We start from the raw sequence: 17,719 nt of genomic DNA on the forward strand, positions 1-17,719 counted from the left end.
TTAACAGAACAGCTAATACGAAAGTATAGAGCAATAGTTTTTACATTGTAACTACTTCAAATTGATGAAATAGGATCAGGCTTAAGTACTAGTACAATAAGAAATAGGCGGGAAAGCTATAAAGCTCTATGGGAATTTTGACGAAGAAATACGCGTTCCGGTGTATCAATAGCTGTTCTAAGTTGTTTGAGCATTACGTCCAAATCTTTATTCAGCACGCCCTTCAACACTAAATAATTTGAGGCATGATCACTTCGGAAGATAGTTTTATCAAGACTCAGATTAGACATCATAAGCTCCATCTCCTCAAATAACTGACGCTGAGTCAGCGCAGTAAAGTCACCGCCATAACCTTCAATCAAGCGCTTATGCCCACTTTTGGAGAACAACACAAGGGTCGATAGGTAATCTGGTTGAACCGCATTAATCAGGCGAGCAGACGAAAGCGCATGCTGCTCACTAAAGCGCACACCGCCCAACCCATTAATTAGCATGACCGACGTTCTGATTCCCGCCTCTTTTGCTTTTAGCAGTGCATCCCTTGTACTCAGGAATGTTTCACCTTTATCAATGTAACTCAGTACTTCGTCATCGCCACTCTCGGCGCCTACATAGATAAGGCTCAAACCGAGCTCACGCAGTGTTCGAAGCTCGTCTACGGTTTTGTTTTTTAGGTTAGAGGGTAATGCATATACTGACACCCGGGTTACAGAAGGCAGATGAATGCGAATAGCTTCAAGGATTTTTTTCAGGCGTCTGAAGGAAAGTACCATCGCGTCACCATCACCCAAGAATACCCTGCGCACCCCCGATAACTGCTCTCCACAACGAATAATCTCCTCTATAACCAGAGACTCACTCTTTGGCCTGAAGGCTTTCTGGGGGTCGATATACATATCGCAATAAGTACAGCGATTCCAACTGCAGCCATTAGTGACCTGAAAAATAAGTGAGTTAGCTTCACTGGGCGGCCTGAAAACGGGTTCGATATACTCTATAGGAGGATATTGCATTACCTTTTACTCGCAGCTTTATTGAAAAGACGATCAAAATTATTGCTGGTTATCTCAGCAACCTCCTCGATACGAAGCCCTTTTATATCAGCAACACACTGCGCTACCTCAACAACGTACTGAGGCTCATTTTGTTTACCACGAAAAGGTACGGGCGTGAGATAAGGTGCGTCTGTTTCAATGAGGATATTATCCAGCGGCACTTGGCGTACCACTTGTCGTAATTCTTCGGCGTTACGGAAAGTAATGATGCCCGAAAATGAGATCATGTAATTCAGATCAATCGCCTGGCGTGCCATCTCCCAACTTTCTGTAAAGCAATGGAGCACTCCGCCTACATCCGGGTCGGCATGTTGGCGCAAAATATTCAGGGTATCTTCACGAGCATCACGGGTATGGACAATAACCGGTAAGCGAGAATCAGTTGAAGCTTGCAGATGCCGAATAAAACTCTCTTTTTGCAGATCCACCGTATCCTGCGAATAAAAATAATCCAGACCGGTTTCACCCAAAGCAATAACTTTTGGATCAGCAGCATGTTCCATCAAGAAAGAAAGTTCAGGTATACCATCAGCAACATGTAGAGGATGTACACCAACCGAAGCATACACATTATCGAATCGTTTTACGGTTTCCAGCATGCTTGGCAGCTGTTCCATATCGATCGCAACGCAGAGCATACGGGAAACATCCCGCGCAGCTGCAGCGTCGATAACAGAGGTTAGTTCATTGTTACGGGCAGACAGGTCCAGCCTGTCCAGATGACAGTGAGAATCTACAAACATTAGAAGGCAACTCAGAATTACATTGTATTGGTGCGTCGACCTGAATTCAGCTGGGCTGCAACATAGGTTTCTATCTTAGAGACCAGGGTAGCATCATCCTGAGATAACTGAATTCCGATACCAGGGATTCGACCACCCTGCGCGGCTCGGGGTGTCACCCAGATAACTTTACCGGTGACCGGAATCTTATCATCTTCTTCGATCAGGCTCAGAAGCATAAAAACCTCTTCGCCAAGCTGATACGTCCGGGTGGTAGGAATGAATAGTCCGCCATTTTTTACATACGGCATGTATGATTTATAGAGATCTTCCTTGGTCTCAATTGCCAGGGACAATATCCCGTGACTCATGCGTGGCACAACTGACATAGGCTGTAGAGCCTCCCTTGTACTAATTTCATCCCGATTCAAGCTTATATCTTACTATCGCTTTATGCTGCTGTATATCTTGTTCGGGCGCTTAGTTACCCTCTGGGCAACGAATACCATTCACTCAATAATTTTTCCATCAATAGCTGCTTATTAGGATTGCGACGAAACATCAGACCTTTCCGTTCTTCCTGGACCAGATCAGCATACTCATAGAGCTTACGGCTACTCACTTTGCGCGCCAATGCCAGTAACATATTACGGGCATCACTATGGCGCAATATCTCAGGATCAGCTTCGTTTTCAGATAACCTGGCGATATCAACCATCCAGCTGTACATCCAGCCAAGTATCAGCTCCAGGTCTTCTTTAAACAGCTGCTGAGCGACTTCAATAGAGCTGCTACGGTTTTTAAGAATATCGGCTAAACCTTTAAGAACTTTTGCACGCAATCCAAGCAGATCATCCTGCTTGTAAGCTAGCGCCTGTAACGGTGAGTTATGCGCAATAACCAGCAGTTGAGCAGCTTCGTCCGACTCTACTTCCAATTGGGTAGCAACCCATTTAGTCGCCATCTCTACTTCTGCCGGTGGTAAATCAACCCGCTGGCAGCGACTTTTTATGGTGGGTAACATCTGACCTAACCGGTGAGTCAGCAACATCAGTAGTGTATTTTCGCCGGGCTCCTCAAGCATTTTCAACAATGCATTAGCGGCATTAATGTTCATGCTATCGGCAGGATCGATAATGACGACCCGATAACCACCCTGTTGAGCCGTCGAATAAATAAATTTTGTTAATTCACGAATCTGGTCAATTTTTATCGGTTTACCTGGCTCATCCGGGCATAACTGGTAAAGGTCTGGATGCCCTCCACTTCCCGTGAGCTCACAACTGCGACACTGACCGCAAGCACTAGTCCCCTGAGGGTCTCTACAGAGCATGAAGTTAGCAAGGGCCAGCGCAAAGCAAGCCTTACCGATACCTTCAGGGCCATTAATCAGAAGCGCATGGGGAAGTCGATTCTGTGATTTGAGTTCCAATAGATCCGTCCAGCGCCCTTTAAGCCAAGGCAGTACTAACGGACGGTCGAGCCAGAGATCGTCATTCACTGGCCGTCTCCTGACTTTCAAGATAATGGTGAAGCACTTCCGCTATCTGCTGCTGAACCTGCTCTAGGGTTCCAGAAGCATCTATCACTGCAAACCTTTGTGGATCAGCTGCCGCACGCTCAAGATAAGCCTCACGAACCTTCACAAAAAAGCTCAACCGCTCATTCTCAAAACGATCTAACTCCCCACGCTCGCTGGCACGGGCCAAACCAATTTCTACCGGCAGATCCAATAATATTGTTAGGTCAGGTTGCAGACCTCGCTGAACCATCAACTCCAGCTGACCGATCATCTCTTTACTGAGCCCACGACCACCGCCCTGATAAGCAAAAGTGGCGTCGGTAAAGCGATCACACAAAATCCAATCCCCTGTTGTCAGCGTCGGACGTATAACCTGCTCAAGATGCTGTGCACGAGCCGCAAAAACCAATAACAGCTCAGCATCATCTGCCACCTGCTCATCCCGATTTGCTAGCAGCAGTTCGCGCACTTGCTCAGCCAGTGGCGTGCCACCGGGCTCCCGGGTTAGCTGATAACTAATCTGATGCTGCTTCAACACCGATTCAATAAACCTCAGGTTGGTTGACTTACCAACCCCTTCGGTACCTTCCAGCGTGATAAAACGTCCTGAACTCATTTTTGTAAACTCACAGTATTCAAGCTCATATCCTTAATCGGGGTGCTACTGGTCAGGACTGGAACGGTAGCCGTTCCGGCGTCTCAGCTGATATTCTTTAACCGCTCGATTATGCTGTTTCAGCGTGGCGGAAAACTGGTGACTCCCATCACCTTTAGCAACAAAATAGAGCCATTTGCCCTCTACAGGGTGCAGCGCAGCCTTTATCGCCTCTCTGCCAACCAGTGCTATCGGTGTTGGGGGCAGGCCCGAGATAGTATAAGTATTATAAGGCGTTGGCCGGCGCAAATCAGCACGACGAATGTTGCCCTTATAACGATCCCCCATACCATAAATCACTGTTGGATCTGTCTGTAACCTCATCCCTTTATTCATTCGACGAACAAATACACCCGCAATAGTCGGACGCTCTGTACTCAGCCCGGTCTCCTTTTCAACGATTGAAGCCATAATCAATGCTTCATATGAATCTTTGTAGGGTAGCTTTTCTGCTTTGTCTTTCCAGGCTGCATCCAGTTCTGACTTTAACAGAGAATGGGCACGACGGAGCAGATCCAAATCAGTACCCCCGCGTTGAAATTGATAAGTATCTGCCAGGAACATCCCTTCCGGGTGCTGCCCATCAAGCCCCAGAGAAGCCATTACTTGCGCATCAGTTTTATCTTTGAACGTCTGATTTAATTGAGAATTCTCCTGCAAAGACTCTCTTAACTCTTTGAAAGTAGAGCCTTCTATGATTGTAAATTTATAAGACAGGCTTCTTCCTTCAATCAATTGGGTAACTAGCGATCTGGGCGTCACCCCCTCAACAACCTCATACTCTCCCGCTTTTAACAGAGGCCCTGCTTTCTGTAGGCGGATAAAGAAAGCGAACCAGTCCGGCTTTTCAAGCACACCCTCTGCCGCCAACTGACTAGCAACCCGACCAAAACTACTGCCAGGCTCAACCATAACAATATGTGATTGCTCTATATTCAGAGGAGCATCCAGGTAAGACTGCAATGAACGCCAGCCACCATAAGCCACAGCAATAACAACAACTAATGTGATAACAAAGGAGACTAAAACTTTACGCACTAATATATTCCTTCAGCAGCCAATCTGGACTGCAATTTAAGAGTCACCGGGCCGATGGAGCCGCTCATCGCATCATTTTCATTCATGACAATGTTTATGACCGGCCAGATACCAATAACACTATTACAGACAAATATTTCATCTGCGGTATTCAGACACTCAGGCGTATAACGCCCTGTAACTAGCGTTATACCTTGTTCTTGAGCAATGGCGATAACGCGTTGTCGGACAATTCCATTAACCCCACAACGATCGAGCTCTGGAGTATACAGAATACCGTTCTGACACCAGAAAAGGTTACTCATGGTTCCCTCTGCAAGGAAACCTTCAGCATCCAGTACAAGCCCCTCACGAAAATCGGAACCATGCCACTCAGACCGTGCAAGCACCTGTTCCAGACGATTCAGATGCTTGATACCAGCCAACTGAGGAGCGATAGCCAGCCGGGTAGCACAAAGCCTCAGACTAATGCCTTGCTCAGAAGGCATATCAGAAAAATGGGGGAAAGGGTTTAACTGAACAATTCTGTTGATCGAGACTGAATCTTCCACGGCATAACCGCGTCCACCACAACCCCGGGTTATAGTGATTTTCAGTATCATTCGATCTTGGCTTACAGACTGCAAACTTAAGAGCTTAGCCAAGTCCTGCTCAAGCAGTTGATCAATATTTGCAGGCAAAGGGATAAGCAAGCGCTCAGCATCCGCTTTAAGACGCGTCAGATGAGCAATCCAGGCTATCGCTGTATTTTGATTCAGTGTGATGGTTTCAAATAAACCGTGACCGTATGCCAGCCCTCGGTCCGTTACCGGTACCGACTGTTCAGACTGACCGTTAATCAGAACATTACACGTCATATAGGGAGGACGGGCGCGACCAGCGCGCCCGTATACTCAGATTTTACGGAATACCAGGGTACCGTTAGTACCACCGAAACCGAAAGAGTTGGACATAGCAGCTTCAATAGCCACTTCTTGTGCCGTATGCGCTACATAGTTCAGGTCGCAACCTTCTGACGGGTTATCCAGATTGATCGTTGGCGGAGCCACTTGATCACGAATAGCCAATACAGAAAAAATAGCTTCAACCGCACCCGCAGCACCTAAAAGATGCCCGATCATAGACTTAGTAGAGCTCATACGCACATCTGCTGCTGCGTTGCCTAAGACTAATTTAGCAGCATTAGATTCAGCAATATCACCAGCAGGCGTAGAAGTGCCGTGGGCATTGATATAGTTAAGCTGATCCGGGTTCAACCCCGCATCTCTAACCGCATTAGCCATCGACATAGCAGCACCTGCACCATCTGCTGGAGGTGAGGTCATGTGATAAGCATCATCGCTCATACCAAAGCCAACCAGCTCAGCATAGATGTTAGCGCCACGAGCTTTAGCCGCCTCGTACTCTTCAAGCACGATAACACCTGCACCGTCTCCTAACACAAAACCATCACGATCGCGGTCCCAGGGCCGGCTAGCGGCCTGTGGATCGTCATTACGTGTAGACAATGCACGTGCCGCAGCGAAACCACCAACACCCAGAGGAGTGGTTGCCATCTCAGCGCCACCGGCAATCATTACGTCAGCATCACTGTTCTGAATCATCCGAGCAGCGAAACCAATGTTATGCGTACCTGTAGTACAGGCAGTAGTGATCGCGATATTCGGACCCTTGAAACCATATCTTATTGCCAGATTACCGGAAATCATGTTGATAATACTGCCAGGCACAAAGAATGGTGAAACCCTGCGAGGACCACTTTTATTAAGAATGTCATGGGTTGCCTCAATCATAGGCAAGCCACCGATACCAGAACCGATTGCAACACCGATACGGTGAGCGCTCTCTTCGGTAACTTCCAGTCCGGCATCTTCAACTGCCTGAATCGCAGCGACCATACCGTACTGAATAAATAGATCCATTTTCCGTGCATCTTTAGGGCTCATATAAGCACTAAGATCATACTCTTTGACAGAGGCGGAAAAACGAGTGCCAAACGGCGAGGCATCAAAGTGGGTAATTTCTGCTGCACCACTTTTACCGTTTAGAATATTGGCCCATGTCTCCTGGACAGTGTTACCTACCGGGGTCAGCATTCCCATTCCAGTAACCACTACTCTTCTGCGAGACATCAAATTCCTCCTGGTTTACCGCACTTAATAAAAGAAAAGCCGCACTATATCACTATAGTTGCGGCTTTTCGGTATTCTGGTTGTGTCGATTACTGATGTGAGTTGATGTAATCGATTGCCAGCTTAACTGTAGTGATTTTCTCTGCTTCTTCATCAGGAATTTCAGTTTCGAATTCCTCTTCCAGAGCCATAACCAGCTCAACAGTATCCAGAGAGTCTGCACCCAGGTCTTCAACGAAAGAAGCTTCGATCGTTACTTCTTCTTCTTTAACACCAAGCTGTTCTGCAATGATTTTCTTTACGCGATCTTCGATGTTGCTCATAACTCTTCCTATTTTTTATCGACATCCACATCCTAAGATGTGAACAGGGATTTTATTAGAATCCGCCGCCCTGAATCAAGCCTGTCGGCGACATTTCTCCACTGAGCTGCGGCTCATTATCAACATTTTTGCAAAAAAAACAATTCCCTAGGGAAAATCTTTACGACATATACATGCCGCCATTGACATGAATCGTGTCTCCGGTGACATATCCGCCGGTTTCACTTGCCAAAAATCCAACGACTGCAGCCACTTCTTCCGGTTGACCTAAACGCCCGAGCGGAATCTGTTTCTGCAATGTATCTTTGTGTTCTTGAGCTAATCCGCTCGTCATATCGGTATCAATAAATCCCGGCGCAACACAGTTAACTGTGATATTACGAGAACCAACTTCGCGAGCAAGCGCCCGACTAAAACCTTCCATGCCAGCCTTCGCTGCAGCATAGTTTGCCTGACCTGCATTACCCATTGAAGCGACCACAGATGAGACATTAATAATGCGACCCCAACGGGCTTTAGTCATACCTCGCAGGCAGCCTTTAGCCATGCGATATACAGACTTAAGATTGGTATTCATAACTGAATCCCATTCGTCTTCTTTCATGCGCAACATGATATTATCGCGCGTGATACCCGCATTATTGACGATGATAGCAACAGCACCAAATTGATCCTGCACCAACTTCAACACATCATCAACGGATTCATTAGAGCCTACATCCAGGCAAAAACCAGCACCTTTTATGTCAGCTTCTTTTAGATATTCCGTTATTGAAGCTGCGCCATTGTCGCTGGTTGCGGTACCCACTACAACCGCTCCCTGACGACCCAACTCCAGCGCAATCGCCCTGCCGATACCTCGAGTCGCCCCAGTTACCAGCGCAACCTTGCCTTCGATACTCATAATTTCAGTTTCCTTAATTTCAGAGATTAAGCGCTTAGCGCTTTCTCAAGACCGGCCACATCATTAATTGCAGCAACAACTAACGGACGATGAATCTTCTTATTCAAGCCAGACAGCACCTTCCCAGGGCCGCACTCGGCAGTAGCTTCAACACCCTGCTCTATCATGCTTTCTACAGAGTCAGTCCACAGAACAGGACTGTAGAGCTGAGCCAGGAGATTCTCAATTAGCTCATCTACCGAAGCAGGAGCTCTGGCGGTAAAGTTCTGGATGACCGTCACCTCAGGCATCTTTACTTCAATATCTTTTAGTACCACAGCCATCTGCTCAGCAGCAGGCTTCATCAATACGCAGTGAGACGGAACACTTACCGGTAACGGTATGGCTCTTTTAGCCCCTGCTTCTTTACAGCCTGCTATCGCACGCTCTACAGCGGCTTTATTCCCTGCAATAACAACCTGCCCAGGGCAATTGAAATTAACAGGCGAAACTACTTCCTCACCGGCTGCAGCATCACAAGCGGCCTGAATTGCATCATCCGCCAAGCCAAGAATAGCCGCCATAGCACCAGTGCCCGCAGGAACCGCTTGCTGCATAAATTCACCACGCAGCTTTACCAGATTAACCGCATCTTTAAAGCCTATTGCGCCAGCACAAACCAGCGCAGTATATTCACCGAGGCTATGCCCCGCCATAATAGCAGGCTGCTTACCGCCCTTCTGCTGCCACAAGCGCCATAAAGCCACACCTGAAGTCAGGAGAGCAGGCTGAGTGCGATCAGTTTGATTTAGATCAGCCTCAGGGCCATTCTGGATAAGATTCCAAAGATCGTAGCCAAGCACTTCAGAGGCTTCAGCATAGGTCTCTTGGATAACGGAGTATTCGGCCGCCAACTCTGCCAGCATACCTAGATGCTGTGAGCCCTGACCGGGAAAAACAAACGCGAGGGGTTGTGACATTGTTACCTCAATTAACAGATAAGCGCATAACAATTCAAAGATCGTAGTTTACAGGATTCAGAATGAAATAAAACGTTTGTCTTAGAGCAGTAATCCCATAATAAACAACAGCATTAAGAATCAGAGCGCTTGCGACTCCAAACGCCTGTTGATACTACCTGGTACATCCATCTTTACTTCAGCTATCGCCTGATCAATAGCGTAACCAAAACAGGTACGATCAGCTGAACCATGACTTTTAACAACAATTCCCTGCAGCCCTAATAAACTTGCCCCGTTGCGACGGGCCGGGTCAATATGTGTACGAATTTCAGCAAGAACAGGACTTGCCAACCAGGCAAGAAAGCGACGCATAGGGGAACGGGAAAAACTAGTACGTAACTGCCGCCCAATAAGGCGCGCTGCACCTTCACTGCTTTTCAGAGCAATATTGCCTACAAAGCCATCACAAACAACCACATCAGCCTTGCCCGTGAAGATACCGTCACCCTCGATAAAGCCGATATAGTTCAGATCACCATGTTCCCGAATTAATCGGGACGCAAGTTTAACCTGCTCATTACCCTTCATCTCCTCTTCCCCAACATTCAGCAACCCAATTCGAGGCTCAGCTATTCCTTCAACCGCCGTCGTCATTACTGAGCCCATTATGGCGAATTGCAGCAGATGCTCTGCACTGCAGTCGACATTTGCCCCTAGGTCCAGCATGTAGCTGACACCTTTTACAGATGGAATAGCCGTAATAATGGCAGGTCGATCTATACCAGGAAGCATCTTTAAGGTGAATCGACCCAGAGCCATAAGCGCCCCTGTATTACCAGCACTGACACACGCCTGTGCAGATCCCTCAGAAACCTGAGTTATCGCACGAAACATGGAAGTATCACTACGCTTACGCAACGCGTGTGATGGCCGCTCGTCATTTTCAATAACGTTAGCCGCATCTATTACAGAAATTCGCGAAGCACAGGACTGAGCAGAGAGCTCTTGGAGTGTTTTATCTAACAGAGGGGTGACAATATGCTGCTGACCTACCAATTGAAGGGTCAGCTGAGGGTGACGCTGAAGAGCATCAACTGAAGCGGGAATAACAACGCGGGGACCAAAGTCCCCGCCCATCGCGTCAACCGCGATACAAATGCTGTCTGACAAGCTTACTCGTCGTCTTGCTGTGCAACAACCTGCTTACCACGGTAAAAGCCGTCTGCACTTACGTGGTGACGAAGGTGTGTTTCACCAGTAGTCGCGTCAACGGAAAGAGTCGGGTTGCTTAGCGCATCGTGTGAACGACGCTGACCGCGACGTGAACGAGTTACTTTGCTCTTTTGTACTGCCATGGGAATTTAGCTCCTATTTCACTTATCAGCCTTCAGTGAGGCTAATACACTGAAAGGGTTCGGTTTATCAAAATCAGTTTCTTTGTTAGACGAAGCCTCGTCACCGAAGGAAGTCTGCACACTGCAATCATCGTGATATGGCACAATCGGCAGCGACAGAATCAGCTCCTCTTCAACCATTGCAAACAATTCCAGATCTTCTTCCCCTACAATCATAGGATCATAGTACTTGGGCAGCTTCTTTGAATGCTCCTCCGTAGGAGCAACAGCCAAATTAAAATTGGCTTCTACTAAAATTTCAACTGGCTCAAGGCATCGCTGACAGGTCATATTAACTGTGCCAGCAGCATTGCCTTTAATCGTACGAATACGCAACTCATCTAAATCAAACTGCAGATCAACTGAAATTGTGCTCTGCGAATCAGTCAGCATTGTGACCAGATTCGGGAAAGAGCTAATTTCAGCTTCACCTTCAATCCGTACTCCCCGATCGGCTAACTTTCTCGGGTCAATTTTCTTTGGTAATGGGGCGTTCGACATAAGCGCGCAATTCTAGGGATCAATAACCTGTCTGTCAAAGGAAATAAGGCTTTTAAAGCGAAAAAAACAAGCTAATATCTGCAGCTTAGCGCAACCTATACCGTTTTGGAGATTTTCAGGCATGACACAGCTGATTCTAGCTTCCAGTTCACCCTTCAGAAAAATGATTCTGGATAAGCTAAACCTCGAGTATAAAGCAATATCACCCGATATTGATGAAACGCAGTTAGACGCAGAATCGCCTATACATTATGTTGCACGTCTGGCTCAGGCAAAAGCACAAGCCCTCCAAGCAGATCACCCAGACGCTCTGATCATCGGGTCAGATCAGACGGCGGTCATTAATGGAGAGATTATTGGAAAACCCGGCGGCTATGGTAATGCCTTCAAGCAACTTTCTGATGCATCCGGACAGAAGATCTCATTTTTTACTGGTTTGACTCTGCTTAACGGCCTCACCGGGCAGTTCGAAACCGATGTTATTCCTTTCCATGTTCATTTTCGCACCCTGACTCCCCTGATGATTGAACACTATCTACTAACAGAACAACCATATAACTGTGCAGGAAGCTTTAAATCAGAGGGATTGGGCATAGCGTTATTTGAGAAACTGGAAGGCGACGACCCCAATACATTGATAGGCCTGCCATTAATCAGGCTTATTAGAATGCTGGAAAACCAAGGCATCAACGTTATTTAAGCCGCAAGGTATCCATATACGATACTTTTAACCTATAGATTCAACAAAGGCCCTGAAACTAACAAAATCAACTCCATCGAATTACTCAACGACGGAGTTGAACATGAAAAACACCCACCTTAACAGCCTTGAACAACAGGTCACCGCTACTCTTCAAGAAGGCGACATCATCTTTATCTCAATTGATGCTTTCCTGTATAAGCAAGTTGCTAAAGGAACCGGGAGTTGGAGTTCCCATGTGGGATTTGCGATTAAGGAAGACAATCAGTGGATGGTGATAGAAAGCAAGGTTCCTTTTGTGTGCAAAACACCGCTACGTAAATTCCTCAGCCGCACCTGTAAAGGCGAAGTGATGGTACGTCGTCTACAACAACCGCTGTCTTCACTAGAGATAGATAAATTAAAGCATTCTGCCGAAAAACTGTCCGCAACACTTCCAACCACACTTTACCATCTAGGTTTCGACTTTGATTCTGATCGACAATTCTGCTCTAAGTTTGTCCACTTGGTTTATAAAGATGCATTAGGTATTGAGCTAGGTAAGGCACAAACCCTTGAGCAGCTGCTTGAAGAGAACCCACAGGCATCGGTGAGATTCTGGCGCTGCTGGTTTCTGGGATTTATTCCCTGGAAACGTAAAACTCTCACTCCTGCCAGCCAGATAGAAGACTCTCAGCTTAATACTATTTTCTGTACCGTTTAGGCTCATTTCTTAGACAAGGTAACAAAGCAACTGACCAAACGGAGCCCTCAAATGAAACATATGGATATTAATAAGCTTGAAAAACAAGTTAAGTACCGGCTTGCCGAGGGTGACCTTATATTTTCTTCAATAGACCTCTTAGTATGCAGGCAGGTTGCCAGAGAAACCGGAAGCTGGAGTTCACACGTCGGTTTTGCAATCAAAGAAAACAATCAGTGGATGATAGTCGAAAGTAAAGTCCCCTTTGTCTGTAAAACCCCCTTGAGAAGGTTCCTCCAAAGAACTCGACACGGACAGATAGTGGTTCGCCGTTTGAAGCAGCCTTTATCCGACGATCAAATAAAAAATATTAAGCAGCTAGCCTCAAACCATATCGGTAAGCTTTATCATCCAGGGTTTGATTTCAACTCTGATCGTCAGTTCTGCTCCAAGCTCGTTTATCTGATATATAAAGAAGCCATAGGAGTTGAGCTGGGAACAGTCCAGACTCTGGAACAACTGTTGAATCAAAACCCACAAGCAAGAATTGGGTTATGGTATTTCTGGTACTTTGGCAATATACCCTGGAACCGTAAGACTCTGTCCCCTGCCAGCCAGCTTCAAGATCAGCAGCTACAAACAGTCTTTAGCGCTGTTTAAGCCACTGATTAGAATCTCATCTGATGCTCAAGGCTGTTTTTCGAATACTTTGACGCCTTCAGGTATGTCATACCAGTCTTGCTTTTCGCTGACCCACACATGAGCCGTCGGTCTGATAATACTGGTATCAGATAACGTCGAGGGCTTAAGTTTGATCATATCGGGCTCGTCAGGATTAAAGTGATAGATACGATTTCCACAGGTAGGGCAAAACTTAGCCCCACTGACATTGCCACTATCTGCTGGCCTGCTCCACTCGCTCATCTCTCCTTCAAACTCCAAGGAGGAGGCTTTCACCATCGCGGTAATACTGAAAGCGCTGGTTGATAGCTTTTGGCACTCTTTACAATGACATGCCATTACCATCAACGGGGCTTCGAGCAAGCGATATTTTACACCACCGCACTGACAGGACCCTTCGATTGGATAACTCATAACTTTAAACCTCTAATAAGAACCGTTGTGATAAATAGCGGTACGCTCAGATAACACTATAGATCAACTTAGTAGCAAGCTATTTAACAACCTGCTGCTAAGATAAAAACATAAGCCATGGGAAGATATAAAGCTTCCGAGCTGCTTGCCCGTAATCCAAACAAGCCACCATTCAATTACACTAAACTTTTTCGAGAAAAGATTATAAAAAGCAGAGAGTCAAACCGATAGCAGCTCATAGAGTTAAGCAACTCCAAAACAAAAAAAGGCGGCTACATTAATGTAGCCGCCTTTTATTGTATCGATGCAACAAGTCGCTCAACGCAACTGCACAGCACCATTGAGGCCTAACTGCGTAGCCATACTCTTTGCAAAGCTCACTCCAAGTTGATCGACCAGCTGCTCAAAGGGAGTCCCTTTAGGTGTGTAATCAACCAGCTTTTCTGCACCGATAATATCACGTGCAACTGAGCTACTACTTCCCAGACCATCGATCAGTCCAAGACCTACCGCTTGTTCACCAGTCCAGACCAGGCCGCTGTACAGTTGGTCGTTTTCTTTCAGTCGATCCCCCCGCCCTTTACGCACCTGATCTATAAACTGCGCGTGGGTGGTATTCAATACGGTCTGCCAAAATGCACGATCTTTATCAGATAATGGCGAAAACGGGTCGAGAAAAGTTTTATTCTCTCCCGCGATCAGGTTACGACGCTCTACACCCACCTTTTCCATCAGATCAACAAAGCCGAAACCAGACGATACGACTCCGATTGATCCCACCAAACTCGCCTTGTCTGCGTAGATCTCATCTGCAGACGCTGCGATGTAGTATGCACCGGACGCACCAATATCAGTGATAACAGCGTATATTTTCTTCTCAGGGTAAAGCGCCCGCAGGCGTTTTACTTCATCATAAACATAGCCGGATTGAACCGGACTTCCCCCTGGGCTATTAATACGCAGAATAACGGCCTTTGACGCTTCAGCCTTAAACGCTTTTCGCAGTGCATAAATGATGGCATCTGCACTGGCTTCCTCACCATCTGCGATCACTCCTTTAACCTGCACTACAGCAGTATGGGATCCACTTTCATCCATATCTGGCGTAAAAGAGTCGGCAAACAGGTAGATGCCCAAAATCACAAATAGATAACCAAATGTAAGCAGTTTAAAAAAGATTCCCCAGCGACGAGCGCTGCGTTGCTCTTTTTGCATCCCCATCATCGCGCGCTCAATTAGCCGCCACTCTTTGGTTTTGGTTTCCTGCGGTTTTGCTGCTTCAGTTTCCTTGCCGTCTTCCGCTTCCCAGGGATTTGAGCCCACGTACTTCTCCTTATATAGACTTAATTTTTATATTCGATTGAGGGACTTTTCAACTAACCAGCTTTCCAAATCTGGAAAGCGGTCCATTATCAGTACCGGATTATAGGCTGTCAGTCGGTCAACATGGTGAGCACCATAACTTACTGCAATAGTATCCATGCCTGCTCTGACACCCATTTCAAGATCAAATTCCGTATCACCGATCATAACGGCATCAGAAGAGGTTAAACCTGTTTCCTCAAGTATCTCTTCAAGCATATGGGGATGAGGTTTCGAAGTCGTTTCATCCGCACAGCGGGACGTCTCAAAAAGGTATTCCAGACCCGTATCTTCAAAGACCCTGTTCAACCCTCTTCGGCTCTTACCCGTTGCAACCGCTAATCGGTAACCTTTATCTTTAAGATTATTCAGGGTTTGCTCAACTCCCTCAAACAGCTCAGTCGGTGTTTCATCAACACCAAGGTAATAATGCCCATACCTTTCCCGCATCTGTGGGATCAGAGAATCATCGACACCGGGAATCAATACGCGAATCGCTTCAGGCAATCCCAAGCCTATGATGTTACGTACTGCTTCATCAGTTAGTTCAGGTTGACTAAGATCCTGGGCGGCCTTTTGCATACTCGAAATAATCCTCGCAGCGGAATCAATCACCGTTCCATCCCAGTCAAAAATCAGTAATTTATACACAAATATATTCCAGAGTCGCTAATAAAAATCATAGGAAACTGATCTTACGTCAACAAGGCTTTAAAGATAACCTCCGTTTTTATTTAAATAACTGCTATTTATCCCTCTTTCTGATGGATAAAACGGAGTACATATGTCCTAAATCACCCATTTTGGGTACACAAGCCGTTCTAAGTACACTTTTTTTACCTATATATTGAGATGTGCTACAGACGTAGCCGCTTGTTGGGGGGGAGAGTCATACGCAGACTATGGAGTACTGCGTCAACTTAACTCAATAAGCAAGGTGGATTGTATGAGTTCTTTCTCTACAGGTTTGTCCAGCAAGCTCGCCATTATCTCAGCTATTGTTATCCTGCCTCTGAATTCTGCTATGGCAGAAGACCCTACTGTGAACCGTATGATTGCTTCTCAGTGTGCCCAGTGCCATGGGACTAACGGCTATGCCCGCGGCTCCTTTCCGGACCTCGGTGGTGACGAAGCTAAAGATCAGGCTGATCATCTCCTCGATATGAAAGGAGAGGATCGTGCTGAAGATATGATGGATCATCAGGCCCTCGGTTATACCGACGATCAAATAAGACGAATAGCCCAGTATTACTCCACCCTTCCAGAAAGCGGTGATGATTAACAAGTATTCGAGCTTATTCGTACATATCGATATAGCTTGCTACGAGCAGGCTGGAGGGTTTCAAAATGTCTTTAACACGACGTAATTTTATCCAGATGGTGCCGGCTTCTGCTGCAGCACTCGCTTTAACTAGCGGTTCTACCGCTAAAGCAGCTGAACCTATTCACCATGTAACTGTTTTGGGCGGTGGCTTTGCCGGCTGTACCATCGCTAAGTATATTCGCATGTGGAGTGATGGTGAGATCGCTGTCACCTTGATTGAGCCAAGGGCTAATCATGTATCTTGCGTAATGAGTAATCTGATTCTGAATAAGCGATTGAAAACAGCAGATCTCACATTTGAATATAACGATTTGCAACTTAAATATGGGGTTAATGTAGTTCGTGATAAAGCTTTGAAAATCAGAGGACCCCAGAAACAAATTAGACTAAAAAATGCTGGCTGGATCAGTTATGACAGTTTGGTAGTTGCCACGGGTATACAATTTGACAAGATACCTGGTCTTAATTATAAAAACGCCCCTCACGCTTGGATTGCAGGGGGATCGACGAATAAACTACGTAACTTAATCAATAAAATGCCGGATACCGGCACCTTTGTCATGACCGTCCCTAAAACACCCTATCGCTGCCCTCCTGGACCCTATGAACGCGCCTGCGTTGTTGCTGATATTCTGGGTCGACGTAGTGGTTATCTTGATGGAAGTGGTAGCACTCCTCCCCGAGTCATCGTTCTGGATGCTAACCCGGGTATACAAGCGGAAAAGAGCACCTTTACCAGCGCATTTAATGACCTTTATGGCGGCATTATTGAATATATTCCAGATGCGCAGGTTGAATCTGTCGAGTCTGACGACCCAAATAGTCTGGTTGTGCATACAACTCAAGGCAGTTTCGGCGGAGATGTAATTAATGTTATTCCAACTCATGGGGCGCAAAGTATTCTACGCAGAAGCGGCCTGACCGGTGAATCCCGCTGGGCAGACGTTGATCCAGTTACCTATGCAACCACTAACACCCTTTTCCAGGACGTTTATGTTATCGGTGATGCTCAGGGGACTAGCCAGCCTAAGTCGGGTCACATGGCTAATGCCCAGGCTAAGATCTGCGCTGACAGCATTATCCGCACAGTTCATGGCCAGTCGAGCTATACAGAGGAGCGATTACAGAATATCACTACCAATTCCGCCTGTTTCAGTCCCATTACTTATGATAAAGCATCCTGGCTGACAGCTGTCTACAGCTACAATCCGGATACCGGCTCCATGGCTCTCGTACCAGGCTCTTTGGGTGAAGCTCATAACTGGAGCACTCGCAACTTTAACGATATGTTCGACTGGTCTAACAACCTGTTCGCCGATACCTTTAAATAATGGTAGTACCATAAACAGCAAAAAAATCAGTGCCAACA

Annotated in this window: 22 protein-coding genes; 5 read left to right on the forward strand and 17 right to left on the reverse strand. The window is 46.5% G+C overall.

The features are described 5' to 3' along the window. Positions 1-116: 116 nt before the first annotated feature. From QZZ54_RS15275 to QZZ54_RS15340, 14 genes are all read right to left on the reverse strand, one after another. Complete coding sequence (locus QZZ54_RS15275) at positions 117-1,013, reverse strand: radical SAM protein (protein ID WP_290703717.1); 897 nt, start codon at positions 1,011-1,013, stop codon at positions 117-119. Then, positions 1,013-1,798, reverse strand: a complete 786-nt coding sequence (locus QZZ54_RS15280; RefSeq protein WP_290703718.1) for a TatD family hydrolase — start codon at positions 1,796-1,798, stop codon at positions 1,013-1,015. The genes QZZ54_RS15275 and QZZ54_RS15280 overlap by 1 nt, the downstream gene beginning before the upstream one ends. A 17-nt stretch (positions 1,799-1,815) precedes the next feature. Next, the gene (locus tag QZZ54_RS15285) at positions 1,816-2,166 is read right to left on the reverse strand and encodes a PilZ domain-containing protein (RefSeq protein ID WP_290703720.1); all 351 of its coding nucleotides are present in this window, start codon (positions 2,164-2,166) and stop codon (positions 1,816-1,818) included. Positions 2,167-2,261: 95 nt separating this feature from the next. Continuing rightward, positions 2,262-3,278 (reverse strand): DNA polymerase III subunit delta', encoded by a 1,017-nt coding sequence (locus tag QZZ54_RS15290; RefSeq protein WP_290703722.1) that lies wholly within the window; start codon positions 3,276-3,278, stop codon positions 2,262-2,264. Then, the gene (gene tmk, locus QZZ54_RS15295) at positions 3,271-3,915 is read right to left on the reverse strand and encodes a dTMP kinase (RefSeq protein ID WP_290703724.1); all 645 of its coding nucleotides are present in this window, start codon (positions 3,913-3,915) and stop codon (positions 3,271-3,273) included. The genes QZZ54_RS15290 and tmk overlap by 8 nt, the downstream gene beginning before the upstream one ends. A 45-nt stretch (positions 3,916-3,960) precedes the next feature. After that, positions 3,961-4,992, reverse strand: coding sequence for an endolytic transglycosylase MltG (gene mltG, locus QZZ54_RS15300; RefSeq protein WP_290703727.1), 1,032 nt, complete (start codon positions 4,990-4,992; stop codon positions 3,961-3,963). Further along, positions 4,992-5,849, reverse strand: a complete 858-nt coding sequence (gene pabC / locus QZZ54_RS15305; RefSeq protein ID WP_290703729.1) for an aminodeoxychorismate lyase — start codon at positions 5,847-5,849, stop codon at positions 4,992-4,994. Before pabC ends, mltG begins: the two co-directional genes overlap by 1 nt. 36 nt (positions 5,850-5,885) lie before the next feature. Then, on the reverse strand, positions 5,886-7,124 hold the full coding sequence (gene fabF / locus QZZ54_RS15310; protein ID WP_290703732.1) for a beta-ketoacyl-ACP synthase II: 1,239 nt from the start codon (positions 7,122-7,124) through the stop codon (positions 5,886-5,888). Positions 7,125-7,213: 89 nt separating this feature from the next. Further along, complete coding sequence (gene acpP / locus QZZ54_RS15315; protein ID WP_290703735.1) at positions 7,214-7,447, reverse strand: acyl carrier protein; 234 nt, start codon at positions 7,445-7,447, stop codon at positions 7,214-7,216. A 160-nt stretch (positions 7,448-7,607) separates the two neighbouring features. Continuing rightward, on the reverse strand, positions 7,608-8,351 hold the full coding sequence (fabG, locus tag QZZ54_RS15320; RefSeq protein ID WP_290703738.1) for a 3-oxoacyl-ACP reductase FabG: 744 nt from the start codon (positions 8,349-8,351) through the stop codon (positions 7,608-7,610). Between the two features lie 26 nt (positions 8,352-8,377). Next, positions 8,378-9,310: an ACP S-malonyltransferase gene (fabD, locus tag QZZ54_RS15325; protein ID WP_290703740.1), complete on the reverse strand. Its 933-nt coding sequence runs from the start codon at positions 9,308-9,310 to the stop codon at positions 8,378-8,380. 120 nt (positions 9,311-9,430) lie between these two features. Beyond that, positions 9,431-10,462, reverse strand: a complete 1,032-nt coding sequence (gene plsX / locus QZZ54_RS15330) for a phosphate acyltransferase PlsX (protein ID WP_290703743.1) — start codon at positions 10,460-10,462, stop codon at positions 9,431-9,433. Positions 10,463-10,464: 2 nt separating this feature from the next. Further along, positions 10,465-10,647, reverse strand: coding sequence for a 50S ribosomal protein L32 (gene rpmF, locus QZZ54_RS15335; protein WP_290703746.1), 183 nt, complete (start codon positions 10,645-10,647; stop codon positions 10,465-10,467). A gap of 18 nt (positions 10,648-10,665) precedes the next feature. After that, a complete protein-coding gene (locus tag QZZ54_RS15340; RefSeq protein WP_290703749.1) occupies positions 10,666-11,187 on the reverse strand; it encodes a YceD family protein in 522 nt (173 codons plus the stop codon). Positions 11,188-11,308: 121 nt separating this feature from the next. On the opposite strand from QZZ54_RS15340, the gene QZZ54_RS15345 reads away from it, so the two are divergent. From QZZ54_RS15345 to QZZ54_RS15355, 3 genes are all read left to right on the forward strand, one after another. Further along, a complete protein-coding gene (locus tag QZZ54_RS15345; protein ID WP_290703751.1) occupies positions 11,309-11,887 on the forward strand; it encodes a nucleoside triphosphate pyrophosphatase in 579 nt (192 codons plus the stop codon). Between the two features lie 103 nt (positions 11,888-11,990). Then, on the forward strand, positions 11,991-12,590 hold the full coding sequence (locus QZZ54_RS15350) for a YiiX/YebB-like N1pC/P60 family cysteine hydrolase (RefSeq protein ID WP_290703754.1): 600 nt from the start codon (positions 11,991-11,993) through the stop codon (positions 12,588-12,590). A gap of 51 nt (positions 12,591-12,641) precedes the next feature. Then, positions 12,642-13,229 (forward strand): YiiX/YebB-like N1pC/P60 family cysteine hydrolase, encoded by a 588-nt coding sequence (locus QZZ54_RS15355; protein WP_290703757.1) that lies wholly within the window; start codon positions 12,642-12,644, stop codon positions 13,227-13,229. Between the two features lie 27 nt (positions 13,230-13,256). On the opposite strand, the gene QZZ54_RS15360 is transcribed toward QZZ54_RS15355, so the two are convergent. The 3 genes from QZZ54_RS15360 to QZZ54_RS15370 form a co-directional block, all read right to left on the reverse strand. Next, the gene (locus tag QZZ54_RS15360) at positions 13,257-13,664 is read right to left on the reverse strand and encodes a GFA family protein (protein WP_290703760.1); all 408 of its coding nucleotides are present in this window, start codon (positions 13,662-13,664) and stop codon (positions 13,257-13,259) included. A gap of 318 nt (positions 13,665-13,982) precedes the next feature. Then, on the reverse strand, positions 13,983-14,987 hold the full coding sequence (sppA, locus tag QZZ54_RS15365) for a signal peptide peptidase SppA (protein ID WP_290703762.1): 1,005 nt from the start codon (positions 14,985-14,987) through the stop codon (positions 13,983-13,985). Between the two features lie 27 nt (positions 14,988-15,014). Then, complete coding sequence (locus QZZ54_RS15370) at positions 15,015-15,677, reverse strand: HAD-IIIA family hydrolase (RefSeq protein ID WP_290703764.1); 663 nt, start codon at positions 15,675-15,677, stop codon at positions 15,015-15,017. 295 nt (positions 15,678-15,972) lie between these two features. On the opposite strand from QZZ54_RS15370, the gene QZZ54_RS15375 reads away from it, so the two are divergent. Both QZZ54_RS15375 and QZZ54_RS15380 read left to right on the forward strand, forming a co-directional pair. Beyond that, on the forward strand, positions 15,973-16,308 hold the full coding sequence (locus QZZ54_RS15375) for a c-type cytochrome (RefSeq protein WP_290703767.1): 336 nt from the start codon (positions 15,973-15,975) through the stop codon (positions 16,306-16,308). Positions 16,309-16,373: 65 nt separating this feature from the next. After that, positions 16,374-17,681, forward strand: a complete 1,308-nt coding sequence (locus tag QZZ54_RS15380; protein ID WP_290703770.1) for an FAD/NAD(P)-binding oxidoreductase — start codon at positions 16,374-16,376, stop codon at positions 17,679-17,681. The last annotated feature ends 38 nt before the right edge of the window (positions 17,682-17,719 follow it).

It is taken from the genome of Amphritea sp., from assembly GCF_016744155.1.
Classification (GTDB): domain Bacteria; phylum Pseudomonadota; class Gammaproteobacteria; order Pseudomonadales; family Balneatricaceae; genus Amphritea.